This window comes from Deinococcus yavapaiensis KR-236 (assembly GCF_003217515.1).
GTDB classification, from domain to species: domain Bacteria; phylum Deinococcota; class Deinococci; order Deinococcales; family Deinococcaceae; genus Deinococcus_A; species Deinococcus_A yavapaiensis.
Genome location: NZ_QJSX01000005.1, coordinates 28,212 through 54,464, shown reverse-complemented (window position 1 = coordinate 54,464; position 26,253 = coordinate 28,212). Strand labels below are relative to the sequence as shown.

Sequence of the window (26,253 nt, the reverse complement as noted above, 5' to 3'; positions counted from 1 at the left end):
CCTACTTGAACAGCGGCAAGTGGCCGAGACTGATCACTTCGGGACGCTCCTGCCCCTCGGTGAACACCGCCACGACCGCCGCGACTTCACCGCCGACTTCGGAGATGATCTCGCTGAGGCTGTGCAGCGTTCCGCCGCTCGACACGACGTCGTCCACGATCGCGACCTTCCGGCCTTGGATCTTGTCGACGTCGAAGCCGTCGAGAACGAGGAGTTGAGGCTTACCCGTCGTGATGGAAACGACTTCGCGTGCCACGGGCCTCACCATGTACGGCTTTTCGGTCTTGCGAATCACGATGTACGGCAAGCCGCTTTCGCGCGAGATGACGTGCGCGAGGCCCAGGGCCTTCACTTCGGGCGTCACGAGCACCTCGACGTCGCGCGGTAATTTTGCGGCAAGCGCGCGGCCCGCCGCCTCGGTCACCTCGGTGTCGCCCAGCATGTTGAACAAGGCGACGGACACGCCGGGCGCGACCTCGACGATCGGTAGTTCGCGGCTCACGCCGCCCACGGAGACAGGAAATGTCCTCACGATCGAGTATTGTACATCCTCGCCGACTCGCCACCCGCTTCTCGGGCGCCCCTCTCGACGAGCGGAGGTCAACCGATGACTTCGAAGCCGAGCTTTTGCGCCTGATCCACGAAGAAGTTGATGTTCTCCGACTTCGTGCCGTTGCCGAGCGACTGCCTCGCGTGCTCGCCGGTCGCGGCGATGATGAGGGTCTCGGCGAGGCAGGCGGGCACGGCGCCTTCGCCGAAGTGGATGTCGAGGCTGGTCTTCAAGTCGCCGGGCGGCTTCACCACGCCGCCGGGAATGACGCGCACTCCCGGCAATAGCCGCACGGATTCGTCCACGTCGGGGGGCACGCCTTCGTCGAAGATCCACGCGCCTGGCTTGACGTGCTCGGGAAAAATAACGGGGTTCGGGTCGGACGTCGCGGTGAACACGAGGTCGGCGTCCTTGATGTCGGCGACGTCCGTGGTCGTGAAGACCTCGGTCGCGGGATTCGCGCGTCGCAAGGTGTTCGCGCTGCGCTCCAAGCGTTCGAGGTCGCGTCCCACCATGACGACGCGGCGTACGTGCGAAGCGATGGTGCGGGCGATGCCGAAGGCGACGACGCCGTTGGCGCCGACGACGGCCGCCGTGGCGCCCGACAAGTCGCGGCCCGATTCGCCGAAGTGCTTCAAAATCGCCGGAATTGCCGCCTTGATGGTGCCCGAGGTGTACGCGCCGCCGTTCGTCACCGTGATGTCGGGCACCGCCTTCTGGACATCCTCACCCTTGTTGCCGACGACCGACCAGAACGCGCCGAGCCCCACGACGGACGCGCCGAGCTCGTGGGCGAGACGCGCGCCTTCGATGGCGCGCTTCACGGCGAGGTCGGGCGAGTCGCGAAACACGTCGGGCAGCAGAGGGCTGGAGAGCAGATACGCGCGGATCTCCTTGCCGTCGGACGTCTTGATGCCGCGAAGCTCGCCGACTTTCATGGGCCGCAGTTGAGTCGCCATGGCCTTGACGCTTTTCTCGCTGACGACGCCTCGGTCTACAAGGGGCCGCAGCCAAGCGAAGCGTTTCGACTGCCAGAAGTCGTCGAGGGTGAGCGGGTGGATCATGAACGCCGCGACAACTTGGTTGGGATTCTTGCCGCGCATCGGGACGTCCTCGCCGACTCTCGGTTCGGTGCCGTCGAGAACACGCCCGAGGTTCTCCTTGAAGCGCCACGCGGACAACGCGAGCAGCGTCCAACCCGCGAGCTTCGCGCCGATGGGGACGTCCGTGAAGGTCAGCAGCAGCGCGAACACCAGCAATCCGACGACCGTCGCGACAGACGCGAAGCCCGACAGCCCCAAGGTGGCCGCCCACGCGACGAGCGGAATCAGGACGGTCCACAAACTCAAGCTTCCCGTGACGTACCAGCCTGCCAGCACACCGAGCAGCACGAGGTTGCCGCGTCCGCGCGGCGGCAAGTCACCGAACACGAAGCGGGGCGGGTACAGGTGCCCGACGAACGCGGCGACGCCCGTGAGCACGGCGACTTCCGGCACACCGAGGCTGGACGCCATGAGAACGGCCACGAGGCCCTTGATGACGTCGAGGACGCTGCTGGCGGCGGCGGGTCCCGCGCCGAGTTGCCGCACGACGTTCTCCACGCCGAGGTTGTAGGCGCTGAGCGATCGTGGATTGAAGCCGAGGCGGCTCAACAACCAGTACCCGAGGGGCAAGCTTCCCACGAGGTACCCGAGCACGGTGAGCAAGGCGGCGAGAAACGACATGGGCGCTATTTTAGCGCCCGAACAGCCACAGACTCAGCTTCTTTCCTTCCAAGAGGCGCGCGAACACGAACGGAACGAGCAGCGATGCGAGGAAAGCCACGAGCACTTGCACGGCGACGCTGAAAGGCTCGCCGTGCAGACCCTCGCGTTCGAAGAAGAACAGCAAGGCGGGATGCACGAGATAGATTTGCAGGCTGACGCTTCCTAGGCGCGCCAGGGGGCGCTGAAACCACTGCGGCGCTCGGGCGAAGGAGTGCGCGAAGCCGAAGAGGACGAGCGCGAAGGTCGTGGTGTACACCCAGTGCGCGGTGTTGTACGAGAAGTTGTCGACGCGCGAGCCAACGAGCGCGGCGTAGGCTTGCGGCAAGTACCACGCCAAGCCGACGGCGGCGCTCGCCACGAGCGGCAGACGCCATTTGCGCCACAAGTTCTCGAAGGCCGAGTAGTGCGCGCCGAAGTACATGCCGAGCGTGATGGCGGGGATGTACCACACGGCCATCGTGGCGGGAAACCGCCAGTTCGTGACGCCCTCGCGGTTGAGCAGGTACACGACCAGTTGCGAGCCGAACGCCGCCGCGATCAGCAACGGCAAGTTCAACTTGCGCCGAAAGAGCGGCAGCACGAGGGGCAGCACGAGGTAGAACTGCAAGGCGATCAGCAAAAAGTACAAGTGGAAGTACCCTTTGCCGTACTGAAGCCACACTTGCCAGCGTTCGGGCTGTTGCAGCACGCCGCGCGGATCTTGCTCGGTCCACACGCGAAAGAGGACGTACAGTACGGTCCAGATCAGGTATGGCATGAGGCTCTTCTTGACGCGGCCCCAGTAGTAGCTCTTCGGCTCGAAGCGCTTCAGGGCGCTTCGCGTGAGGACGACCGCCGTCATGAACAGAAAGCCGGGCACGGCGAAGTGCAGGATGCGATTCACCACCGCCAGCAGGAAGTGCGCGAGGCCGCCCGGATCGACGAAGCGGAGCGCCATGCCCGTGGTGTGGTGCATCACGACCTCGAGGATGGCGAGCCCCCGAAAAATGTTGATGGCTTCGATGCGCGACTTTTGAGCGGGGGCGCTGTGAGCGACGAAGGGCGGGTCGACAGGATGAGCGAGTGGGGGCGAGGTCACCGAGGTGGAGGCCATGCTGAGCGCCAATTCTACTCTTGTCGAGCTGACGCCGCGCACGAAGCTCGTGAACGAACGGAAAAGCCCTCCGAATTCGGAGGGCCTCACGAAGGTCCGCTTCAAGTGCAAACGCTTCAGCCGCCCACGCCGAGGTGGCTGTCGAGCCAGCGCAGGTAGTGCTCGAGGCGCACCATGCGGCGGTCGGGGCGACCCGAGCGCGACAGTTCGTGGTTCTCACCGGGAAAACGCACGAACAGGGTCTCGACACCGCGCAACTTCAGGGCCGTGAACCACTGCTCGGCCTGCTCGACCGGGCAGCGGTGGTCTTCCTCGGAATGCACGATGAGGCACGGGGTCTTGACGTGCTCGACGTACTTGAGGGGGCTCATGTTCCAAAGCCCTTCGATGTCGGTGCTGCGAATGTACTCGAGGCCCAACTCGTCGCGCCAGAAGCGCGGGGCGATATCGGACGTGCCGTTGAACGACACGAGGTTGCAGATGGAGCGGTCCGTGACGGCGCACGTGAAGCGGTCCGTGTGCCCGATCACCCAGTTCGTCATGAAGCCGCCGTAACTGCCTCCCATGACGGCGGTGCGCGAAGCGTCAAGGTCGGGAATCGCGCTCAGGCAGGCGTCGAAGAAGGCCATGAGGTCCTCGTAGTCGATGGTGCCCCAACGACCGAAGATTGCCGACGTGAACGCTTGGCCGTAGCCGACCGAGCCGCGCGGGTTGGCGTAGCACACGGCGTAACCGCGATCGGCAAAAAGTTGGAACTCGTGCATGAAGCCATGGCCGTAAGCCGTGTGCGGTCCACCGTGAACCGTGAGGATGGCAGGCTGGTTTTCTTCGCCGTTGCGCAGCACCCAGCCTTCGACCTCGGTGCCGTCCGAGTGCGTCGCCGTGACGCGCACGGGCTGGCGAATCGGGAAGTCGCCGAGCTTCGCGGCGAGGTTCGTGATCTTGCGGCCGCCGAGGAACACCTCGGGGTACTCGCTGGGACTTTCCTGAATGTACGCGGTTCCGTTGGCGTTGGCGGTGAAGGCGGAAACGACGCGTCCCTCGGCGTACACCCGCTCGACTTTTTCGCCGTCTTGCAGGGCGAACAGTCCGGCGCTGCCACCGACGGTGTAAAGCGACACGAGGTCCTCGCCGACGTACGAAGGCTTGCCGGGAAAGCTGCCGACGTGGCAGTCGCCCGCCACGATGTTGCCCGCCGGAAAGTCGACCTTCTCGTCGAGGCGCTTCCAATTGCCTTGCAAGTCGAACTCGAAGATGTGGCCTTCCTCGACGTTCGTCTTGTCGCTCGGGCGGCCCGTGGCGACGAATTTCGCGCCGCTCGGGTGGATGGTGAGGCTGAACAAGCCGGAGCGCCAATCGGTGACTTGCTTGACCTGACCTTGCAAGTCGATGTCGAACACTTCGTTTTCCCAAGAGGCGAACGCCGTCTCGTCTTTGGCCATGATCGCCAGGAACCCGCTGCCGTCAGGTTTCCAAGCGAAGTCCGAGATGGACGTCTCGGGCTGGAAGACGAGCCGCGACTCGCCCGACGAGACGTTCAGCACGTACAGGGCCGCCGACTTGACGGGCAAGAAGCCCGCGCCGTTGAACTTGTACACGAGGCGCTCGACGACCTTCGCCTCGCCGCGTTCGTTCGACTTGTCCTCGTCGTCGCCGCGCGACAAGAAGGCGACTTGGGTACCGTCGGGACTCCACTGACCTTCGGACGCGCCCGTCTTGAGGCGCGTGAGTTGCCGCGCTTCGCCGCCCGCGAGGGGCAGGAGGTGCAATTGCGGTTTGCCGCTGCGGCTCGAGACGAACAGCAGCGTCTCGCCGTCGGGAGACCAGCGCGGCGCGCGGTCGCCCTTTTCGCCGCTCGTGACTTGGCGCGGTTCGCCGCCGTCGGAGACGTACACGGCGCTCTTGTACCTCGGCTTGGCGAAGTCCTTGTCGATCTTGTCGAGGTCTTCTTCCTCGATGCGAGACAAGACGAAGGCGACGCGTCCGCCGTCGGGAGAGAGTTGCGGATCGGAGGGAAAGACGAACTTCAGCAAGCTGTCAGGTTGGAGCACGTCCGAGTTCTAACACGATTCAAGGTGCGCGGGGTAAGTCACTTGGCGTATTGAGGTTCACGAACAAGTGCGGTCCGAGATGCGACACGTGCGCCCACGGGACGAACACCGTTCGCGCGGCTTGCTGAAGCTCGTTGAGCTTACGCTCGCCGCCGTCCAGCAACGCCGTGACTCGGGGCAGAAGCGAGGCGTGGTACAGCGCCGACAAGGGTTGGCGCCGCCCCGCCTCGTCGAGCGGCACGACGAGGTCCGCGCCGAGCGTGAAGCGCGCGAGGACGTTCCACAACTCCGGACGCACGAACGGCAAGTCCACGCCCGCGAAAGCCAACCAGTCGTCCACTTGTGCGAGCGCCGCCTCGAGACCCGCCAGCGGACCCTCGCCCGGCCGAGTGTCGTCCACGAGGCGCCAGCCGCCGAGGTCATACTTGCCGGGAGGCGCGATCAGCAACTTCGGTTCGCAGTCGTCCAAGCTGTCCGCGACGCGCCGCAGCAGCGAGCGGCCCTCGAATTCGAACAATGCCTTGTCGGTGCCAAAGCGCTTGGAGCGTCCGCCCGCCGTGATGGCCCCGGCGAGCTTCACGAAATGAGGCGCAGCAGCCACGCGGTGAGGCGCGGAACGGGACGACCGTACGGCGGCGTCATCGCCTTGAGCGCGGACAATCGCCCTTGTCGCAAGACCGCGCGTTCGTGGCTGAACGTCTTGAAGCCCCACTCGCCGTGATAGCTGCCCATGCCGCTCGGTCCCACGCCGCCGAAGGGCAGGTGCGGATTGAGGATGTGCGACAACGCTCCGTTCACGACGACGCCGCCCGAGCGCGTGTCACGCAAGGTGCGCTCCACGAAACCGTTGTCCTCGGCGAAGACGTACAGGGCGAGCGGCGAGCCGAGTTCGGTCACGAGCGACGCGATCTCGACTTCCTCGCGGTACGTCAAGATCGGCAGGACGGGCCCGAAGATCTCCTCTTCCATGACCTTCATGTGACCGTCGACGTTCGTCAGGATCGTCGGGGCCATGAAGCGCTCGCTCGGCGCGGCGCTTCCACCGATCTCCACCTTCGCGCCGAGCGCCACCGCGTCTTCCACGAGGGCTTGCAGGCGTTCGGCCGACCCTTCGTCCACGAGCCGCCCGTAGTCGCGATTGCCTTGCAAGCGCGCCGCCTCGCCGTACGAAACGACGGTCGCCTTCTTGAGCTCGGACACGAATCGGAGCGCGACGGATTCGTGCACGAGGGCGAAGTCGGGCGCCACGCACGTCTGACCGGCGTTGACGAACTTGGCCCACGCGACGCGCTCGGCGGCCAGCTTGAGGTCGGCGCTGGCGTGCACGATGGCGGGGCTTTTGCCGCCGAGCTCCAAGGTGACGGGGGAGAGGTGCTTGGAGGCGGCGCGCATCACCTCGCGTCCGACGCGCGTGCTACCCGTGAAGAACACGTGATCCCACGGCAGTTCCAAAAGACCGCGCGCCACCTCGGGGCCGCCGGTGAAGACCGCGACTTCGTCGGGCGCGAAGGTCTCGCGCAAAAGCTTCACGAGCACCTCGGCGGTTCTGGGCGCTTTCTCGGAAGGCTTGAGGGCCACGGTGTTGCCCGCCGCGATGGCCGACACGAGCGGCGTCAAGGCGAGATTGGCCGGGTAGTTCCACGGCGCGAGGATCAAGACGGCGCCTTTGGGTTCGCGCCGCACTTGCGACGAGGCCATCAGCAAAGTGGACGGCGTGGCGACGCGCCGCGTGCGCGCCCAACGGTCGAGGTTCCTGAGAGCGAGGCGAATTTCGAGGCGCACGGAGTGCACTTCGCTCACCTCGGCTTCCGCGCGGCCTTTGCCGAGGTCGCGGCGAAGCGCTTCGGCGATGTCGGCGCGGTACGCCTTGACGGCCGCCGCGAGCTTGCGAAGGCGCATCTTGCGCGAGGGAAGCGAGCGGAAGGTGGGGTCGGCGGCGCGGCGTGACAGCATCGCGTGGGGCAGCGAGAAGTCCGGCAGCGAGTCTTGCGGTGAGGGCAGGATGGACGTCATGGCGCGACCTCAGGAAAGTGGAATGAGTTCAGTTTAGCGTCACGGACGTTCAGTGGCCGCGGGCCTGTGCAGCTTTGACGACGCCCACAACGACGCTTCTCGGCAAGAAGCGTGGGGTGAGGGCCTGCAACTGATTCAGGACGCCCGTCACGATGACGCGCTGACCGCGCAGCGAAGCGTCCACGCCGAGCTTCGCGACTTGAGCGCTCGTCATCATCCGCACGAAGCCCTGCTGCAAGAGCTTCGAGTCTTGCATGCCGGCGCGTTCCTGGAAGCCCGAGGTCGTCGGGCCGGGGCAGAGGGTCGTGACGGTGACGCCCGTGCCCCGCAGTTCCTCGGCGATCGCTTCGCCGAAAGACAACACGAAGGCCTTCGAGGCGTAGTACACGGCCATGAGCGGTCCCGGCATGAACGACGCGGTCGAGGCGACGTTCAGGATTCGTCCGCGCTTTCTCGCCACCATGCCGGGCAGGAGACGGCGGGTGAGCTCCACGAGCGTGGCGACGTTCACTTGAATCATGTTCATCTCGTGCGCGAGATCGAGCGTCCAGAACTCGCCGTAACTCGCGAAGCCCGCGTTGTTCACGAGGACGTCGACGGTGAGGTGGCGCGCGGTCAGCTCGGCTTCGAGTCGCGCGGGCGCATCCGCTTTCGACAAGTCGAGCGCGATGACGTGCGAGGTGACGCCGAACTGCACCCGCAGCCGTTCGGCGAGCGCTTCGAGCTTGCCCTGCGTGCGCGCGACGAGGACGAGGTCGTGGCCTCGGTCGGCGAGTTCTCGGGCGATGTCTTCTCCGATGCCGCCGGAAGCTCCGGTGACGAGGGCGAGCGGACGCGCGGCGTGGATCATGTCATACCTCCTGGGTGAGGCCGCCCAGCAAGGCGGCGAGCGAGAAGCGAAGTTCCGTGTCGAAGTCCATCGCGAGGTGGCGAAGCGACTCGTGGTCGCGGGCGGCTTTCAGGGCGGGCGTCTCGGCGGTGACGGTGAACAGGCCGATCACGAGGGCGTTCATGTGCAGCAGGACGCGCGGTCCGTCGAGGCCGGGAAGCAGGCGGGCGAGCCGCGCCCCCGTAATGGCGAGCCGCTCGGCGAGGTCCGCCTTGAACTTCAAGCCGACCTCGACGTTCACGTTTTGCTCCAAGACGGTGTTGAGAAGCGCGAGCAGGCGAACCATGCGCTCCTGGCCTCGCAAGGTGTCGGCGAGCAGGTCGGCGACTTCGCCGGGCGCCGCGTGTTCTTTGGCGTCGAGTCGCTCGTCCACGGTGGCGAACCACGTCCACAGCAGACGCTCTAGGACGGCGACGAACACTTCCTCTTTCGTGCGGAAGTAGAGGTACAGCGTGCCTTTGGCCAACCCGACGGTTTTGGCGAGGTCGCTCATGGTGAGCTCGTCGTAGGGACGCTCGTCCCACAGGCGAACGGCGGTGTCGAGGATGTGCTCGCGCCGCGCGGTCTTGTCCTCGTCGTTGCGGGCGCGCTGCTTGATGACCACGGGTCATATATTTACTGACCTTTGGTCACTTGTCAAGAGGCGGTATCCTGACGTCGTGCCCGACCTCCGCATCCTCGGGGGCGTCGCCAAAGGACGCGCCCTCAAAGTTCCCGAAAGCGCCCGTCCCACCGGCGCCCGCCTTCGAAAAAGCCTCTTCGACCTTCTCGCCGCTCGCTTCGACGAAGGCGCCTTCCTCGACCTCTACGGCGGAAGCGGCGCCGTCGGCCTCGAAGCGGCCAGCCGCGGCTACGCCGTCACCCTGATCGACAAGGACAAGCGCGCCGTGAAGACCCTCGAAGACAACGCGCGCGCCCTCGGTCTCGACGCGCGCGTCCTCCACGGCGACGCGCTCGCCCTCCTGCCGCGCCTCGGACGCTTCGACCTCGTCTTCCTCGACCCGCCGTACGAGCACGACATCGCCAAGGCGACCCGAGCCGTCCTCACGTCGCACGTCGTGGCCGACGAAGGCACCCTCGTCGTGCAACACCCCGTGCAACTCACCCCGCCGAGCGCCGAAGGATGGAACGCCGAGCGGCGCGTCTACGGCAGCAACGTCCTCACGCTGTACACTCGATCATCGTGAAACACGCCGTCTACCCCGGCTCCTTCGATCCCGTCACGAACGGACACATGGACGTGCTGACGCGCGCGGCGCGCATCTTCGACACCGTCACCGTCACCGTCATGCACAACGCGCGCAAGACCGGCAAGCACCTCTTCACCCTCGAAGAGCGCCTCGAGATCCTCCAAGCCGCGACGGCGCATCTGCGCAACGTCAAGGTGGACACTTTCGGCGGCCTGCTCGTCGAGTACATGCGCGAGCAGGGCAACTCGGTCATCATCCGCGGCTTGCGGGCCGTCTCGGATTACGAGTACGAACTGCAAATCGCGCACCTCAATCGCCAACTCGGCGACGTCGAGACCGTCTTCATCATGGCGGCCACACGGTGGAGTTACGTCAGCTCCTCCATGGTGCGCGAAATCGCCTCGTACGGCGGCGACGTCTCGAAAATGGTGCCCGCCGCGACCGACAAGGCCCTCAAACACAAATTCGCCGCCTTGCCCTGACATCGACCGGTGAGGCGTTCTTCGACCAAGGTCGCCGTGAGGTGCCCGAGTACGCCCGCCGTGGCCTTCACCGCGTTCGGTCATCGTTCTCCACCTCGACGGCGCGACCCGCGCGATAGGGACACTCACGAGAAGCATGGCGCTCCTCGTGAGGATTGATACACTGAAGGCGATCCTATGACCGCCTCGTCCTGGCACGTTCGCTTGCTCGGAGTTCCTCATCTTGATTCCGATGCTGGAGCGACGCTCGTTCTGGAGCGCAAGGCGGCGGCCCTGCTGGCGTACCTCGCGCTCGAAGGGCCGACGAGACGCGCCCAACTCACCGAGTTGCTGTGGCCCGACACCCGCGAAGCCGCCGCCAGAAACAACCTCGTGCACCTGCTGCGCAAGCTGCGAAGCGCCACGAGCGCCGAACTCGTCGAAGGCGCCGAAGTCCTGACGCTCGCCGAGGACGCTTCCACGGACGTCAAGCGCGTCTGGCAGGCCTTCGAGGAAGGCCGGTACGAGGACGTGCTCGCGAGCGACGGAGAACTGCTGCAAGGCTCGAGCTACGACGACTGCTTAGAACTCCACGACTGGATCGCGCTGCAGCAAGAACGGCTACGTGAGCGTCGTCTCACCGCTTGGCGCGACCGAAGCGACCGCGCCGAACGAGACGGACGCTTCGACGAAGCCTTGCGGCACGCGTCGGCCCTGCTCGACCTCGACGTCCTTTCCGAAGACGCGTGGCGGCGCGTGATGCGGCTTCACTACCTGCGCGGCGACCGCCCCGCCTCGTTGAAGGCGTACCACAAGTGCAAGGACGTGCTGGAACGCGAACTCGGCGTGGAACCTCTGCCGGAAACGAAGGAACTCGCGCGCCTCGTCAGCCAAGGGCGCGTGGAAGTTCCCAGCGTCGCGCGGACGGACATTCCTCTCAGCGTCCTGCGCCCCCCGGTCCTGGTGGGACGCGAGGGCGAGTGGGCCTCTTTGGAAGAGGCGTGGCAGGCGGGCAAGTTCATCTTCCTGAGCGGCGAGCCCGGCGTCGGCAAGTCGAGGCTCGCGCTCGACTTCGCGTCGAGCAAGGGTGAGTATCACGTGCTCGAAGGACGTCCCGGCGACACGAACCAGCCGGGCGCGTCCTCGGCGCGCGCCTTTCGGACGCTGCTGAACCGCCACACGGACTTGCCGTTGGAACCGTGGGTGCGCCTGGAGATGTCACGGTATCTTCCCGAACTCGCCGAGGCGGGCGAAGCGCCGCCACCCCTCACCAACCACCTGGACGTGCTGCGGTTTCGGCAAGCCATGGGCGTCTTCGCGCTCGCCACGAACGCCGGGATCACCACCATGATCGTGGACGACTGGCAGTTCTTCGACGACGTGAGCGTCGAGGACGGCATGTCGTTCTTCGGCGGGGCGTATCCGCTCGGTCAACCTGGCGGCATGCCGCGCGTCATCGCGACGCTCCGCACGGGCGAAACGTCCGAGGCGAACTTGCGGCTGTTGGAGCAACTCGTGCAAGGAGGAATGGCCTTGCACATCGAATTGCGTCCTCTCGCGCCCGAAAGCCGCTTCGCCTTGCTGGAACAAGTCGGCGTGCCCGGCGAAGGGGAGTTGCGGTCGCGCTTGGCGTCGTACGCGGGCGGCAATCCGCTCTTCTTGCTGGAAACCGTCAAGCACCTCATCGAGTCGAACCAGCTCGCCTCGGGCCTTCCCGAGCGACTTCTTCCGTCCGGAAGGGTCGGCGATCTCATCGCGCGTCGGCTCGCCCGTCTGTCCACGACCGCTTTGCAAACCGCCAGGGCGGCGGCCGTGCTGCAGCGCGATTTCTCGGTGGAACTCGTCGCGGACGTTCTCGGCGCGCCCTTGCTGGACACGGCGACCGCTTGGGAGGAGTTGGAGGCCGCTCAGATCACGCGCGGTGAACGCTTCAGCCACGACCTCGTGTACGAGGCGGTCGACGTCGGAATGCCCGACACCGTTCGGCGCCTGCTGCACCGAAGCGCCGCGCGCGTCCTGCCGCGTTACGACGCCGCGCCGAGCCGCGTCGCGCGACACTGGCTCCGAGGCGGCGACTTCGCGAAGGCCGCCGATTGGCTCTCGCAAGCGGCCGTCATCGCCGAGGCGTCCGCGCAGTTTCGCGAAGCCACGATGTTCTTCGAGGAGGCCGCCGGGTGCTTCGAAACGAACGGGGACGTCGACGCGGCGCGCTCGGCACGCGACGCCGCCGCCCGCACCGCACGCCTCGTCCTCGTCGACGCTTCCTGACGTGCCGAGCGGACGGCGCGCCATGCCGTAACCACGCTTCGATCATGATCGGCCGCGTACCTTGCGCATCATGAAACGCCTCCTGACGGCCTTGCTGCTCGCGAGCCCCCTCGCCGTTTGCCTCGCCGACGTCGCGTCCGCCCAAGCCGTCACGAGCGAGCGTTGGGTCGGCTGGAGCGACGCCCCTCCCGCAACCGATGACGACGTGACCGCGCAGTTGCTGGAGGCCGCGTTCGCCAATCGCTTTCCCAACCGCGCGGACGTCCGCGCGGACTTCTCGGTGATCGGCACCTATGAACGCGCGCTGAGCGCCATGTCGCCGAGCGACCCGAACTACAAGGCCACCAAAGCCGAACTTGACCGCTTGAGGGCGAAAGCGAAAGGCAACCTTTCCGGCACGCCCGCGCCCGTTCGCGGCGCGGTGAAAGCGGTGACGTTCGCCGAGGCCCTGAACGGCGCGCGTCACGCCGCCTACCTCGACGCGCCGCAAAAAGACATCGACCGACTCGCGAACTTGCTGCAAGGCAAGACGGCCGCGCAACTCCAAGGCGTCGTCGCGACCGGAGTCCTCAAGAACCGTCCTGCCATCGCCCTCGCCGCCCTCTTGGCGGCGCACGCGCGAGACGCGAAGAACCCCGCGCATCTCGTGAACGCCGCAGGCTTGCTGAGCTTGCTCGGCATGCCGTACGAAGCCCTCTCGTTCCTCGACGAGGCGAACAAGCTCGGCACGCCGAGCGGCGCCTTCGTGTCGCGCGCCGTGATGCTCAACGCGCGCGGTCACGCGCTGCTCACCCTCGGGCGTTTCGCCGACGCGGAAACGGCCTTGCGAGAAGCCGTACGCCTCGACCCGTTCTTGGCGGAAGCGAAGCGCAACCTCGCGCTCGCCTTGCGGGCACAAGGCAAGAAGACCGAAGCGGTGACGTACTTCGCCGCCGCAGGGCGGCGTGGTCCCGCTCCGAAGAACGCCTCGACGGCGACGGCGACGCCTCCTCCCGCGCCGCCCGCCGTGCCCGGAGGACCGTCCTCACCACCGACGGCGCCCCCGTCCACGCCGACTTCGACCTCGACCGGTACGGCCGCGCGCACGTTGGTGCTCACCCCGGCTCACGAAGTGTACGACTTGTCGCGTGGACGCGGTTGGAAGCTTCCGAGCTTGAAGTACCCGAAGAACGTGCAAGACGGCCAAGCGTTCTTCGAGCAAGTGAAAGAGTTGCAGGAATGGTATCGCCAGCGCAGCGACGCACGAATGCAGCAAGTCGCCGAGTTGCAACAACAGCAGGCGGCACGCCTCGTGCAGGCAAGGCGACCTTCGCCGGGAGACGAACTCGCCAAGGCGCGCGTGTACGACATCGTCTTCCGCATCACCGCCTTGCCGTTCGAACCGACCCTCAAAAAGCGCTTCGCGCTCGTCGCTGAGGAGTTGACGCGCGACGAAGGCGCGGTGAACTTCGGCGGGTCGCAGTTCGACGCCACGAAGCCGAACTCGCAGCAGACCGTGTTTTTCAATTCGCGCACGCCAAGCGGTCGTTTCGCGCAGGCCATGAAGGACATCGCGGCGGCGGAAACGCCCGAGCTGACGGCTTGCCGGGACTCCGATTGTCGCGAGGGCGTGAGGCGAAAGTACAACGCGATGCGCTGCCCCGCTTTCAAGGAGGCCCACGCTCGCTGGCGCACGTCGATGCTGCGTCTCGACGGCGCCTACGCCGAACTGATGGACCCCATGTACCGCGTCGCGACGGGTCTGGCCAGCAACATTTCCGATCCCGTCGACTTCAAGCTCGCGCGCCTCACCGCGCAGCAGGAAGCCGAGAACCTCATCTCGAACCTTCTCGCGACGGCGTCGAGCGCCGGGAACTTGTGGGCGCAATACGAGACTCGTGTGGCGGACGGCATGGACTGCGACGGCACGGCCGAGGCCGAAGCGCAACCTCAAGAGGAAGCGCCCGAAGCCTTCGAATGTCCTCTGACGGGACCGTACAAGCTCAAGGCGGACTTGAAGATCGCCGAGCTCAGCGTGAACTGCGAAAAGGTCGCCGTGGAAATCACGGTGCTCGAAAGCGAACTCCTGTTCGTCGAGAGCGGCGGATTCGCCGAACTCGAGTACGCCTTCGAAGGAGAGATCACCCTCACGCTGGGCACGAAGGCGGGCGTCGGCGGCGTCTTGACGGCCGGGGCCAAGAGCGCCGTGTACATCAAGGTCGACACGAGCGGGGCGTTCAAGGATTTCGGCGTGAAGCAGTCAACGGCGGCGGGCGTGATGCTCGGTCCGGTCGGCGCGGAAGTCGAGATCGAAACGCCGATCAGCCTCATTCCCGGTTGAGCCGCTCGGCGCTTCACGGGCCGCCTTTCGGCGGCCCGTGAAGCGCCGAGTCCGACCGCGCGTTCATCACGGTCGCCCGCGTGCCTCGCCGAACAGCACTACTCGGAACCGTAACGTCGTTCGAGCGCGAAGAACACCGCTCCACCCAACGCGCCCACCGGAGCGAGCGTCACGCTCAGCAAGCTCGCCAAGAGGGCGCCCCCGACGAGGTGTGTCACGAACGCCCACGCAGCGTGCCTCGCCTTCGCGGCGAGGGGCGCGACGACGAGGGCGTGCACGAGCGCGAGGGGTGTCCCGACGCCGAGGGCCAAACCCGCGAAGGCGGCGGCAGCACGCCCCGCGTCCGCCCCCGATCCTGCCGCCGCGCCGAGCACGCCGAGCGTCCCGCCCGAAACCGCCGCGACGATGACCGCCGTGCCGAGCCCGACGATCAGCCGCCTTGCCCACCTCGGCACCTGCGCCCTTCTTTCCCGATTCGCTGACATGCTGCGCCCTCCTTGCCGACCGGCTTTCGCAAGGTACGTCGCGCTCGGTGATTCCTGCATGACGCACGAATGTTGACGGGAGGGCCCGTGGGTCCTCCCGTCGCGGCATTGCCGGTTGTTTCGCGTGGCGCGTTACTTCGCGGCGGTGTACAGCTCGGCGACCTTGTCCCAGTTCACCGTGTTCCACCACGCGGCGATGTAGTCGGGGCGCTTGTTTTGGTACTTGAGATAGTAGCCGTGCTCCCACACGTCCAATCCGAGGATCGGCGTGCCGCCGACGCCTGCGACCGCCTCGCCCATGAGGGGGTTGTCTTGGTTGGCGGTCGAGACGACGTCGAGCTTGCCGTTCTTCACGACGAGCCACGCCCAGCCCGATCCGAAGCGGGTGATGCCCGCTTGCGTGAACTTCTGCTTGAACGCGTCGAAGGACCCGAAGGCCTCGTCGATGGCCGCCGCGAGTTCGCCCGTGGGCTGACCGCCGCCGTTCGGGCCCATGATTTGCCAGAACATCGAGTGGTTGACGTGCCCGCCCGCGTTGTTGCGAAGCGCGCCCCGCTTGTCTTGCGGCACGCGGTCGAGGTTGCGGATGAGCTCCTCTGGGCTCAGCGCTTGCAGGTCGTCGAGACCTTCGAGCGCCGCGTTGGCGTTGTTGACGTACGCGGCGTGGTGACGGTCGTGGTGGATCTCCATCGTCTGGGCGTCGATGTGCGGCTCGAGGGCGTCGTTGGGGTAAGGCAGGGGGGGCAGTTCGTATTTCGGCATGAATGGCTCCTTTCATAGCCGCGAAGTCGAAGCGAGCGTTCGCGGTGCGCGCTCATCTTAAAACCGCCTTCACGCGGGACATTCCGGCAAATGTCTCATTCTGAAGTCAGGATTTTTGGAATGTCGCCTCCGAGCTTCACCCACGCGCTCAGCAGATCGTCGGGCGGGAACGCCGTGAGGTGAAGCTCGTCGCCCGTGACGGGGTGGGGGAGACGCAACTGCCAGGCGTGCAGCGCTTGACGGCCGATGGCGTCGCTTTCGCGGCCGTACGTCTCGTCGCCCACGATGGGCGAGCCGAGGTGGGCGAGGTGCACGCGAATCTGGTGCGTGCGGCCCGTTCTCGGCTCGCACCGCACGAGCGCGAAGGTCCGCCCTTTCGTCCTGACCGTCGCGAGGGGCACGAAGGTCGTTTGCGCTTCGCGCGCCGCGCCGCCGCCGACCGTCATCTTTTGTCGCTCCACGGGGTGGCGTCCGATCGGGGCGTCGATCCTCGTCGTCTTTTCGGCCGTCCATGTGCCGCCGCAGATCGCGAGGTAGGTCTTCCTCGTGTCGCGGTCCTTGAAGGCCGCCGCGAGGCGCGCGTGCGCTTCCACGGTCTTCGCCACCACGATCACGCCGCTCGTGTCCTTGTCGAGGCGGTGGACGATGCCCGGGCGGTACCCGTCGGGTCCGAGGGCGCCTTCCTGCTCCGGCAAGGTCATGCGGCCCAGCAAGGCGTTCACAAGGGTCCCGCTGTTCACGCTCGGCGCGGGGTGCGTCACCATGCCGGGCGGTTTGTTCACGGCGATGAGGGCGTCGTCTTCGAAGAGGATGTCGAGGGGAACGTCTTCGGGCACGACGTCGCTCGGAGCGGGCGGCGGCACGGTCACTTCGAGGATCTCGCCGCCTTTGAGCTTCAAGCCGCTCTTGCTGGCCGCGGCGCCGTTCACGCGCACGAGCCCGCCTTCGATGAGCGAGGCGACTTGCGAGCGGCTGATGCCGGACAGGACGCTCAGCACGGCGTCGAGCCGTCCCGGCGTGGCGGTGAAGGAAAGGAGGTCGGTCATCTCGCAAAGAATAGCCCCCCTGTCCGTGATGGAAGAGGGGAGCCGGGGAAAAGAAGTTAGGCTTGCGCGTGCGGCGCGTCGAGCGAGCGGATCTGGTCGGGTTGCAGTTGGTACTTGTGGCCGCACCAGTGGCATACGACTTCTTGGCCGCCCTCGTCGATCATCTCCTGACGCTCGGCGGGCGAGAAGTACGCGAGGGACCACAACGCGCGCTTCTCGGAGCAGCGGCATTCGAAGCGGGCGGTCGTGGCCTGCTCGTGCAAGGTGAGACCGAGGCCGTCGAGGGCGCGTTGCGTGGCTTCGAGGATGGAGCCGCGCCGCAAGTTGTCGGTGATGTTGCCCATGGCGCGAATGTTCGCTTCGAGACGCGCGAGGGTCTCGTCGCTGGCGCCCGGCATGGCTTGAACGAGCAGGCCGCCCGCGTGCGTGACGCGGCCGCCTTCGACGTACACGCCGAGCAGCAGGGCGCTCGGAATCTGCTCGGAGCGCGCGAGGTAGTACGCGAGGTCCTCGGCGACCTCGCCGGACACGAGTTCGACCGTGCCGGTGTACGGCTCGCTGTTTTCCAGCAGACGCGTCACGGCGAGGTCGCCTTGGCCGATAAGCCCGCGCACGTCGAGTTTGCCGTCGCTTTCACGCGGCGGCAGGTCGGCATGCGGTTGGCGGACGTAGCCGCGCGTGAGCCCGTCGGCAGAGCCTTCCACGACGATCCAACCCACGGGTCCGTCGCCTTGAATGCGCAAGGTGACGCGTCCGTCGTCGGTCTTCGTGAGGACTTGCGCGAGGAGCAGCGATCCGATGAGGGCGCGTCCGAGCGCGGCGGACGCCGTTCGGCTGAGGTCGTGTCGCGTGCGCGCTTCTTCCACGAGGGCGGTCCCGTCGATGGCGAGGACGCGCAGGGTGTCGTTCGCAGCGGTGCCGCGCAGCATGTAGGAAGTTCCTGAAGTCACCGAACTAGTGTAGGGGTAAGGCTCGCGCCAAAATAGGACAGATTTGCCAATCTTGAACGAGGAGAGGAAGAAATCTTGATACGACTCGTATCAAGTCGAAGCGTAAGACGGCTTCGCGTTCCTCCAACCCTTCTCGCGTCTCGCGGGCGCAAGGTGAGGCATGGACGATACCAAACTCTCCGGCATCCCGCCCCTCGGAAAAAGCGTCGAGGAAGTCGAGGACGGCGGCGGCAACCAAGTCAATCCCTCCACGCCCGGCGAAGCTTTGCGCGACCGAGGACCGCTTCCTCCCATTCCGAACACGGGCGCCACGAACGCGCCCGCCCTCGGCTCGGCGGAAAGCGGCCGAACCGACGACCGCGACCGCTGAAACGATCAGCCGCTGAGGGCCGCCGCGATGACGATCGCGAGGCCGACCAAGAACCCGCCGAACAACACGGCGACCGCGACGTTGCCCTCCTCGAATATTTTCTTCTGCGCGTCGGTCGGCGTGAAGCGATCGAACAGCCGATAGCCGACCAACAGCAGCAACGTGCCCACGAACGCGTACAACACCGACAGCAGCAGGATGCCGACTTCCCTCGAGATGTCCATTGTGAGAAAAGTCTACACCTTCGCGAAGACCGCTAATTCAACTCGCGAAGGCGCCGCGCCGACTCTTCCCAATCGGCCTTGAAGACGAAGTCCTCGCTCGGCGCGTCTTCGCGCACGTACCACACGCGCACGCCCCGGTTCGGCATGGGCCACGGCGAGAGGCGCGCGAAGGCCGAGGGCGCCAACGCCTCGACGGGCGCGCCGTCCTCCTCGGAGTAGAGCTTGAGCCAGCCGTTGTATCCGCTCGGCGACCAGCCGCGAAGGTGCAAAGTCACGGCCCCGACGTTGCGCACCCGGGCGCCCGTCTCCTCCAAGTACAACTCGATGTCGGGCGTGTGAGGCTCGCGAGCCGTGCTCCAACGCTCGAACTTCGGTAACAGCGGAGGCTGCGCCGCCTTCTTGCCGCGTCGCCTGCGCACTTGAGGAAAGAACTCCCCGATAAGGGCGAGCGCGCCGCCCACGCCGATCAGCACGGCGGTCTCCTCGCGAAGCAACCCCACGAACAGCAAGGCCACCCCGACGGGCACCAGCCATCCGCGTGCTTCGTACAATCCCGCGCGCCGTAACCGTACCATGCGCGCGCCCCAGTACACGAGCGCCGCGAGGCACAGCAGCACGTACGCGAGAATCACGAAGCGTTCCCCGGCCCGTTCGATGCCCGTTCGCTCGGCGCGTGCCGCAACATCTCGAACACCAGATGCCCCAGTTCGTCCTTCAACAGCTTGTCCCACGCCGTTTGCGCCGCGTTCAAGCTGCCCGGAAGCGCGAAGATCAAGGCTCCGTCCGCCAATCCCCCGACCGCTCGGCTCAGCATCGCCGCGCCGCCCACCTCCGCGTAGCTGAGCATGCGAAAGAGTTCTCCGAAGCCCGGCATCGGCTTGCGAAGCAGGCTTTCCACGACCGGAACCGTCACGTCCCGCCCCGTGATGCCCGTTCCACCGCTCGAAATCACGACTTGCGCGACACGCGAGAAGTCGTGAAAGGCGGCCCGAATCTCGTCGGCCTCGTCGGGCACGATGCGGTATCCGACGACGTCGTGCCCTGCGGACGACAAGGCGTCTTGCAGGTAACGTCCGCTCTTGTCCGTCTCGGACGTGCGCGTGTCGCTGATCGTGAGGACGGCGGCCCGAACGCGCTCGGGACTCGCGGAGACGTGCTCTTCTCGGCCCATGCGCGGAGTCTATCCCGAAGTTTTCGTGAAGCTTCGTGATGATACTCTGCATTATGAAGCGACTCGTGGGGCTGGCCGCCTTCCTGCTCGCGTCGACCGCGTTCGCCGCCGGAGAAGCGCCGCCGTTCTTTCCGCAACTCACCTTGCTCGCCTTGCTCGCGGCGGGCGTGGCGTACCTGTCGTTCCGCCTCGGCCTCGTGCCGATCATCGGCTTTCTGCTCGCCGGCGTCGTGGCGGGCCCGAGCGTCCTCGGGCTCGTACGAAACGAAGAGCTCATCAACGCCGCCGCCGAGCTCGGCGTGATCTTGCTGCTCTTCGCCATCGGCATCGAGTTCAGCCTCGATCGCCTCGCGCGCATCGGGCGCCTGATCTTCGTCGGAGGCGGCCTTCAGGTCGCGGGAGTCATCGTCGTGACGACCCTCGCCCTGATTCCCTTCGGCGTGGCCCTCAACGCCGCCATCTTCACGGGCTGCCTGCTGGCCTTGTCGAGCACGGCGATCGTCATGAAGCTTCTCTCCGACAAGGGCCAAACGAGCTCCGAGACGGGCCAGGTGAGCCTCGGGATGCTGATCTTCCAGGACCTCGCCGTCGTCGTGATGGTCCTGCTCGTGCCGATCTTGGGCGGACGAGGCGGATCACCCCTCGACATCGTGTGGGCGCTCGGCAAGGCCGCCCTGCTCGTCGCGGGCGTCCTGATCTTCGCGCGGCGCGTGATGCCGCTCGTCCTGGAAGCCGTCGCGCGCACCTGCTCGCAAGAGATCTTCTTGCTGACCGTCATCGCGATCTGCTTCGGCACCGCCTGGATCAGTTCCGTCGCCGGGGTGAGTTTGGCCCTCGGCGCGTTCCTCGCGGGCCTCGTCGTATCCGAAAGCCGCTTCGGGCGTCAAGCGCTCGGCGAGGTCCTGCCCCTGCAGATCTTGTTCAGCGCCGCCTTCTTCGTGTCCGTGGGGTTGCTGCTCGACGTGCGCTTTCTGCTCGCGAACCTTCCTCTCGTCGCGGGCGTGCTGCTGCTCGTCGTCACCGTGAAGGCCCTCACGTCCGCGTTCGGCGCGCGTCTCCTGGGATACGCGCCCGGCGTCGCTCTCGGCGCGGGCTTCCTGCTCGCGCAGATCGGCGAGTTCTCCTTTGTCTTGGAACGCACGGGCCGCGAGTACGGCCTGTCGCCCGCCGGGCTCGGTACGGGCGGCACCCAAGCCTTCATCGCCGCCACGGTCGTCCTGATGGCCCTCACGCCCGTCCTCGCGCGGCTCGGCGGGACGATCGGCGAGCGATTCTCGAAATCGACGCCCGCGTCCTCCACTGCCGAACCCCACGAAGGGTTCGGAGGGCTGCGCGACCACGTGCTCATCGCCGGGTACGGCGACCTCGGAAGGCGAATCGCGGGGGCGCTGCACGCCGCCGACGTGCCGTTCGGCATCGTCACTCTCAGTCCCGACGGAGCGCAGCAAGCTCAACAGGCGGGCTATCACGTCATGCTCGGCGACTACAGCCGTCCGTACATGCTCGCCGAGGCGGGCGCGGACCGAGCGCGCCTGCTGATCGTGCCCGACGACGAAGTCGAAATGGCGGGCCGCGTCGTCTCCGTCGTGCGCGCCAACTACCCGAACGTGCGCGTCGTCGCGAGCGCCGAGGAGCGTCACGCCCACGAGTTGCGCTCGGCGGGCGCTCATGATGTGATGAGCGACCACGACGAAGTCCTCGAACTCCTCGCCCACGCTTTGAGGTCTGACATGTCCGAAACTGGTCCACGTCCGCAACGCCGTGAAGAACGCTTCGTGCCCGCCGCCGAGGTCTCACTGACTCCATCCCAGCGGGCTTCGAGCGCCTGCACGCACACTTCCGCCGCCACGACCGTCGTTCCGAGAACGGACGGCTGCGAGGAATGCCTCGCCTCCGGCGACTCGTGGGTCCACCTGCGGGTATGCCTGACGTGCGGGCACGTCGGTTGCTGCGACTCCAGCAAGAACAAGCACGCGACGAAACATCACCACACCACGGCCCATCCGCTCGTTCGCAGCGTCGAGAAAGGCGAGACGTGGGCGTGGTGCTACGAGGACAAGGTGACCCTCTGAAGCCGGAGGGTATACTGCCTCTCATGCACGACGGCCTTCACGAGCAGACCATCGCTCGACTCAACAATCAAAAAGCGCTGACGGAGGCGGGCTTCGAGGCCTTTCCCTACGCGTACCCGCAGACGCATCACACGTCGGACGTTCTGACGTCGCATCCGGGCGGCGAGCCCGGCACGGCGTGGGAAGGCGAGACGTACGCCCTCGCGGGTCGCCTCATGCGCATGCGCATCCAAGGCGGCGCGGCCTTCATGGACTTGCAAGACGAGACGGGCACGCTGCAACTCTTCTTCCGCAAGAACGACCTCGAGAACTTCGCGCTTCTCAAGCACCTCGACCTCGGCGACATCATCGGGGTGAAGGGCTTTCCGTTCGTCACGAAGACGGGACAGGTCACGTTGCACGTGCGAGAGTGGACGCCGCTCGTGAAGGCGCTCCATCCGCTGCCCGACAAGTTCCACGGCCTCGCCGACCCGGAATTGCGTTCACGGCGCCGCTACCTCGACCTCATGACGAACCTCGAGTCGCGCGCCGTCTTCAAGACGCGCGCGCGCATTTTGTCGTTCATTCGCCGCTTTCTCGAAGATCGCGGCTTCCTGGAAGTCGAGGGGCCGACCCTCCAGTCGATTCCGGGCGGTACGGAAGCCAAGCCGTTCAAGACGTTCCACAACGCCTTGTCACACGAGTTCTCGTTGCGCATTTCGCTCGAGCTGTACCTCAAGCGCCTGCTCGTGGGCGGCTTCGAGAAGGTCTTCGAGATCGGACGCAACTATCGCAACGAAGGCATCGACGCGACGCACAACCCCGAGTTCACGATGTTGGAGTTCTACTGGGCCTACGCGGATTACAACGACATGATGGCCCTCGTCGAAGAGCTGTTGCACGGACTCGTCACGACGATTCACGGACGCGAGACGATCACGTTCGGCGGGCGGGAAGTGAATTTCGCGCGTCCGTTCGCGCGCCTCGACTTCGCGGCGGCCGTTCGGGAAGCGGCGAAGCTCGGCTTCGATCCCATGGACGCCGAAGCGCTGCGAACGTGGGCGAACGAGCGTCACCCGGAGTGGCGCAAGGTGCCCGACTACAAGCTGCTGGAGAAGGTGAGCGGCGAGTACTTGGAGCCGAACCTCGTGAATCCGACGTTCCTCGTGGACATGCCGTTGGCGATCTCACCGCTCGTGAAGAAGCACCGCACGCGCGACGCGCTTACCGAGCGTACGGACTTGTTCGTGGCGGGCTTCGAGCTCGCGCCGATCTACTCGGAGCTCAACGACGCTCTCGATCAAAGAGCGCGCTTCGAAGCGCAGACGGCGCGCCGCGAAGCGGGGGACGACGAGGCGCATCAGCAGGACGAGGACTTCTTGCTGGCCCTCGAGTACGGCATGCCGCCCGCCGCCGGAATGGGCATGGGCATCGACCGTCTCACGATGCTCCTGACCGACAAGGCGTCGATTCGGGACGTGCTCCTCTTTCCGCTGCTGCGGCCCGAGAAGTCGGACGAAGCCGTCCCACCCGAACCCACCGACGAGTAATTCTCGTCGCAACACGACGCCCGCTTCGAGCCGACCGTTTGTTTGGCGCTCGAGGCGGGCGTGCTCGTCTTTGTTCGTGGCGTTTTCCAGCCGCACGCTCTTGTGAGACTCGTCTTTTTAACCCTCATAAGGAGCACACGAGAACGCCGCCGTGCCCTAGATGCCGTCATGCCAGCACTGGACGAAGAAAGCGGTGCGACCAAACGCCTCAGTGAAAGGGCAGGTGCGGAATCGTTCCTCTCGTTTCATGAGAGGTAATGGTTGTCACTACTGGTGAATACGCGATCTTGAAGCACTTCCAAAAGGTAAATGACCGTGTAACCGCTCCCATTCATTTGTTCATTTGACAAACAAAATCGCTGAAGCGTACCTTCACTTCACCTCCATGAGACCGCGAAAAGCGGGAGAAGTGCGCCGCGCCCTTCAAGGGTTCGGCAGAAAGGTTCGTTCGCGATGACCCATGATGTCCTCGATTTGGCTGCCATTCGGGCGCAACACACGCTGTTGCTCCTGAAAATGTTGTGGCACGAGGACCTCTCTCGCGTCGAATTGTCGCGCCGCGTCGGCTTGTCGCGCAGCGCCATCAGCAACATCGTCGCCGAGCTGCTCGACGCGGGCTTGCTCGAGGAAGTCGGGCGCGACGAAAGCCGCGCGGGCGCGGGCCGCAAGGCGACCATGCTGCGACTGTGCGCCCGCGCCGTGTACCTGTTGGCCGTCGACCTCGGCGCCCGACACCTTCGCGTCGCCCTCCTCGACTTGCGCTGCGACGTGGTCGCCTTCGAAGAGCGAAAGCACGACATCGCCTCCGGTCCCGCCGCCACCTACCGTGAAATCGAGCGCCTTCTGCACGTCGTCCTCGGACGCTCGGGCGTCACGCTCGAGCAAGTCGCCATGATCGGTGTCGGCGTTCCTGGCCCGGTCGATCACCACACGGGCAAGGTCGTGCGGCCTCCCAACATGTCCAACTGGGACGGCGAGAACATCGCCGCCGCGCTCGGCGCCCGCTTTCCCGTTCCCGTCACGGCCGACAACGACGCCAACCTCGGCGCGCTCGCCGAGTGGCGCTTCGGCATCCACAAGGGCACGCCCGACCTCATCTACATCAAGGCCGCCAAAGGCATCGGGGCGGGCATCCTGCTCGGCGGGCATCTGTACCGAGGTGCGCGCGGCGGGGCGGGCGAAATCGGTCACATCTCCATCAACGAGATGGGACCGAGGGGCCGCAGCGGCAATCCCGGCAGCCTCGAAAGCTACGCCGCCGCCGACATCGTCGTCGCGAACATGCGCGCCAAGGTGCGCGGCGAGTCGCGCTCCAACCTCACCGCGATGAGCGACCTCGCCGATCTGCTGCGTTTCGCCGACTGTGACACCATCGCCCGTGACGTGTGGCAGGAAACGGGCCGCCACCTCGGCGTGGCCATCACCACCGTCCTCAACCTCTTCAATCCCAGCGTCGTCGTGATCGGCGGGCAACTCGCCCTCGCGGGGCAACCTTTGATCGACGCGGTGCGCGACGTCGTCGCCGAGCGCGCCCTGCACATCAGCCGTGACAGCGTCGCCATCGACCTCAGCCACCTCGGCGCGAACGTCGGCGTCCTCGGCGCGGGCGCCATGATGCTCGAGGAACTCTTCACGCCGCGCGGCCTGCGCCGCCTGTACCGCGTCAGCGGGGCCAACGCGCCCCCTGCCGCCTCACCGTCCACGCCACCCGCTCATTCCACACAACACCCGTCGATTTCCGTAACCCCCTGGAGGGACGTATGAAGAAGAAAGCAGTTCTCGTCACGGCCGTTTTGCTTGGCGCCACCGCCGCGTTCGCGCAAGGCAAGCGCGTCGAAGTTTTTTCGTGGTGGTCGGGCGACGAAGGGCCCGCGCTCGCGGCCCTCGTCAAGCTCTACAAGCAGAAGTACCCCAGCACGGAGTTCGTCAACGCCACCGTCGCGGGCGGAGCGGGCACGAACGCGAAAGCGGTCCTCAAGACGCGCATGCTCGGCGGCGATCCGCCTGATTCCTTCCAAGTCCACGCGGGTCAAGAACTGATCGGCACGTGGGTCGTCGCCAACCGCATGGAGGACCTCTCGAGCTTGTACAAGTCCGAAGGTTGGCTCTCGAAGTTCCCGAAGGACCTCATTCCGCTGCTGTCGAGCAAGGGCGGCATCTGGAGCGTGCCCGTCAACGTGCACCGCTCGAACGTCATGTGGTACGTGCCCGCCAACCTCAAGAAGTGGGGCGTTTCGGCGCCCAAGTCGATCGCCGAATTGCTCACGGCCTGCAACACGCTCAAGGCCAAAGGGCTCGCCGCGCCCATCTCCGTCGGCGACGCGAGCTTTCCGCAACAACACTTGTGGGAGTCCATCGCGCTCGGCACGCTGGGCCGTGCGGGCTGGGCCGACCTCTTCAGCGGCAAGCTGAAGTTCACTGATCCGAAGGCCGTCGCGATCTGGACGAACTTCGGCAAGGTCCTCGACTGCACCAACAAGGACGCGGGCAGCTTGACGTGGCAGCAAGCGACCGACCGCGTCGTGAAGGGCCAATCGGCGTTCAACATCATGGGTGACTGGGCCGCCGGTTATATGGCCACGACGCTCAAGCTCAAGCCCGGCACCGACTTCGGCTGGTCCGCCGCGCCCGGCACGTCGGGCACCTTCTTGTTCCTCGCCGACTCGTTCGGCCTGCCCAAGGGCGTGAAGAACAAGACCGAAGTCACGAACTGGCTCAAGCTCCTCGGCAGCAAGGAAGGCCAAGACGCCTTCAACCCGCTCAAGGGCTCGATCGCTGCGCGCACCGACTCCGATCTCAGCAAGTACAACGCCTACTCGCAATCGGCCGCGCGTGACTGGCGCCGCGACGCCATCGCGGGCAGCCTCGTGCACGGCGCCGTCGCCAACGAGACGTTCATGAGCGGCTTCAACGGCATCGTCGCGCAGTTCAGCCAAAGCCGCAACGCGCAAGCGGCGGCGCAAGCCATGCAGGCCCTCGCGACGCAAGCGAAGCTCGGGCAGTAACAAGTTTCTTTCACGTCTGAACGGTGGGGGCGGCATCG

General features: G+C 66.0%; 24 protein-coding genes. 9 read left to right on the top strand and 15 right to left on the bottom strand.

Annotated features, from left to right (window positions below):
- Position 1: 1 nt before the first annotated feature.
- From DES52_RS07580 to DES52_RS07545, 8 genes are all read right to left on the bottom strand, one after another.
- Positions 2-532 carry a phosphoribosyltransferase family protein gene (locus DES52_RS07580; RefSeq protein WP_110886209.1) on the bottom strand — a complete coding sequence of 177 codons (531 nt, stop codon included), beginning with the start codon at positions 530-532 and terminating at the stop codon, positions 2-4.
- A 68-nt stretch (positions 533-600) separates the two neighbouring features.
- Positions 601-2,274 (bottom strand): glycerol-3-phosphate acyltransferase, encoded by a 1,674-nt coding sequence (locus DES52_RS07575; RefSeq protein WP_110886208.1) that lies wholly within the window; start codon positions 2,272-2,274, stop codon positions 601-603.
- 10 nt (positions 2,275-2,284) lie between these two features.
- On the bottom strand, positions 2,285-3,409 hold the full coding sequence (locus DES52_RS07570) for an acyltransferase (RefSeq protein WP_110886401.1): 1,125 nt from the start codon (positions 3,407-3,409) through the stop codon (positions 2,285-2,287).
- A 116-nt stretch (positions 3,410-3,525) separates the two neighbouring features.
- Positions 3,526-5,460 (bottom strand): S9 family peptidase, encoded by a 1,935-nt coding sequence (locus DES52_RS07565; protein ID WP_110886207.1) that lies wholly within the window; start codon positions 5,458-5,460, stop codon positions 3,526-3,528.
- A gap of 19 nt (positions 5,461-5,479) precedes the next feature.
- Positions 5,480-6,040, bottom strand: a complete 561-nt coding sequence (gene mobA, locus DES52_RS07560; RefSeq protein WP_110886206.1) for a molybdenum cofactor guanylyltransferase — start codon at positions 6,038-6,040, stop codon at positions 5,480-5,482.
- Complete coding sequence (locus DES52_RS07555; RefSeq protein ID WP_110886205.1) at positions 6,037-7,473, bottom strand: aldehyde dehydrogenase family protein; 1,437 nt, start codon at positions 7,471-7,473, stop codon at positions 6,037-6,039. Before DES52_RS07555 ends, mobA begins: the two co-directional genes overlap by 4 nt.
- A gap of 49 nt (positions 7,474-7,522) precedes the next feature.
- Entirely contained in the window at positions 7,523-8,323 is an 801-nt protein-coding gene (locus tag DES52_RS07550) for an SDR family NAD(P)-dependent oxidoreductase (RefSeq protein ID WP_110886204.1), read from the bottom strand.
- A 1-nt stretch (position 8,324) separates the two neighbouring features.
- Positions 8,325-8,966, bottom strand: coding sequence for a TetR/AcrR family transcriptional regulator (locus DES52_RS07545; RefSeq protein WP_110886203.1), 642 nt, complete (start codon positions 8,964-8,966; stop codon positions 8,325-8,327).
- Between the two features lie 55 nt (positions 8,967-9,021).
- Between DES52_RS07545 and DES52_RS07540 the strand changes: the two genes are divergently transcribed.
- The 4 genes from DES52_RS07540 (at position 9,022) to DES52_RS07525 (ending at position 14,601) form a co-directional block, all read left to right on the top strand.
- Entirely contained in the window at positions 9,022-9,549 is a 528-nt protein-coding gene (locus DES52_RS07540) for an RsmD family RNA methyltransferase (protein WP_245900801.1), read from the top strand.
- The gene (gene coaD / locus DES52_RS07535; protein WP_281268562.1) at positions 9,546-10,034 is read left to right on the top strand and encodes a pantetheine-phosphate adenylyltransferase; all 489 of its coding nucleotides are present in this window, start codon (positions 9,546-9,548) and stop codon (positions 10,032-10,034) included. Before DES52_RS07540 ends, coaD begins: the two co-directional genes overlap by 4 nt.
- A 177-nt stretch (positions 10,035-10,211) precedes the next feature.
- A complete protein-coding gene (locus DES52_RS07530; protein ID WP_110886200.1) occupies positions 10,212-12,281 on the top strand; it encodes an ATP-binding protein in 2,070 nt (689 codons plus the stop codon).
- 70 nt (positions 12,282-12,351) lie between these two features.
- The gene (locus DES52_RS07525) at positions 12,352-14,601 is read left to right on the top strand and encodes a tetratricopeptide repeat protein (protein WP_110886199.1); all 2,250 of its coding nucleotides are present in this window, start codon (positions 12,352-12,354) and stop codon (positions 14,599-14,601) included.
- A 98-nt stretch (positions 14,602-14,699) separates the two neighbouring features.
- On the opposite strand, the gene DES52_RS22850 is transcribed toward DES52_RS07525, so the two are convergent.
- From DES52_RS22850 to hslO, 4 genes are all read right to left on the bottom strand, one after another.
- Entirely contained in the window at positions 14,700-15,056 is a 357-nt protein-coding gene (locus DES52_RS22850; protein ID WP_170130940.1) for a hypothetical protein, read from the bottom strand.
- A gap of 162 nt (positions 15,057-15,218) precedes the next feature.
- Positions 15,219-15,848: a superoxide dismutase gene (locus DES52_RS07515; protein ID WP_110886197.1), complete on the bottom strand. Its 630-nt coding sequence runs from the start codon at positions 15,846-15,848 to the stop codon at positions 15,219-15,221.
- Between the two features lie 95 nt (positions 15,849-15,943).
- Positions 15,944-16,894 (bottom strand): RluA family pseudouridine synthase, encoded by a 951-nt coding sequence (locus tag DES52_RS07510; protein ID WP_110886196.1) that lies wholly within the window; start codon positions 16,892-16,894, stop codon positions 15,944-15,946.
- Between the two features lie 56 nt (positions 16,895-16,950).
- Positions 16,951-17,823: an Hsp33 family molecular chaperone HslO gene (gene hslO / locus DES52_RS07505; protein WP_110886195.1), complete on the bottom strand. Its 873-nt coding sequence runs from the start codon at positions 17,821-17,823 to the stop codon at positions 16,951-16,953.
- A gap of 181 nt (positions 17,824-18,004) precedes the next feature.
- Here hslO and DES52_RS07500 point away from each other — a divergent pair, with 181 nt between their 5' ends.
- Positions 18,005-18,214 carry a hypothetical protein gene (locus DES52_RS07500; protein WP_110886194.1) on the top strand — a complete coding sequence of 70 codons (210 nt, stop codon included), beginning with the start codon at positions 18,005-18,007 and terminating at the stop codon, positions 18,212-18,214.
- Between the two features lie 5 nt (positions 18,215-18,219).
- Here DES52_RS07500 and DES52_RS07495 read toward each other — a convergent pair whose 3' ends face one another.
- The 3 genes from DES52_RS07495 to DES52_RS07485 are packed head-to-tail and all read right to left on the bottom strand — an operon-like array spanning position 18,220 to position 19,609.
- Complete coding sequence (locus tag DES52_RS07495; protein ID WP_110886193.1) at positions 18,220-18,438, bottom strand: DUF350 domain-containing protein; 219 nt, start codon at positions 18,436-18,438, stop codon at positions 18,220-18,222.
- 32 nt (positions 18,439-18,470) lie between these two features.
- Entirely contained in the window at positions 18,471-19,070 is a 600-nt protein-coding gene (locus DES52_RS07490) for a hypothetical protein (RefSeq protein ID WP_110886192.1), read from the bottom strand.
- Positions 19,067-19,609, bottom strand: coding sequence for a MogA/MoaB family molybdenum cofactor biosynthesis protein (locus DES52_RS07485; RefSeq protein WP_110886191.1), 543 nt, complete (start codon positions 19,607-19,609; stop codon positions 19,067-19,069). The genes DES52_RS07490 and DES52_RS07485 overlap by 4 nt, the downstream gene beginning before the upstream one ends.
- A gap of 53 nt (positions 19,610-19,662) precedes the next feature.
- Between DES52_RS07485 and DES52_RS07480 the strand changes: the two genes are divergently transcribed.
- The 4 genes from DES52_RS07480 to DES52_RS07465 all read left to right on the top strand — a co-directional run bounded on the left by DES52_RS07480 (position 19,663) and on the right by DES52_RS07465 (position 26,215).
- On the top strand, positions 19,663-21,681 hold the full coding sequence (locus DES52_RS07480) for a cation:proton antiporter (RefSeq protein ID WP_110886190.1): 2,019 nt from the start codon (positions 19,663-19,665) through the stop codon (positions 21,679-21,681).
- Between the two features lie 23 nt (positions 21,682-21,704).
- Entirely contained in the window at positions 21,705-23,210 is a 1,506-nt protein-coding gene (gene lysS, locus DES52_RS07475) for a lysine--tRNA ligase (RefSeq protein ID WP_110886189.1), read from the top strand.
- Positions 23,211-23,663: 453 nt separating this feature from the next.
- Positions 23,664-24,974, top strand: coding sequence for an ROK family transcriptional regulator (locus tag DES52_RS07470; protein WP_110886188.1), 1,311 nt, complete (start codon positions 23,664-23,666; stop codon positions 24,972-24,974).
- Positions 24,971-26,215, top strand: a complete 1,245-nt coding sequence (locus DES52_RS07465) for an ABC transporter substrate-binding protein (RefSeq protein WP_110886187.1) — start codon at positions 24,971-24,973, stop codon at positions 26,213-26,215. Before DES52_RS07470 ends, DES52_RS07465 begins: the two co-directional genes overlap by 4 nt.
- Positions 26,216-26,253: the final 38 nt, after the last annotated feature.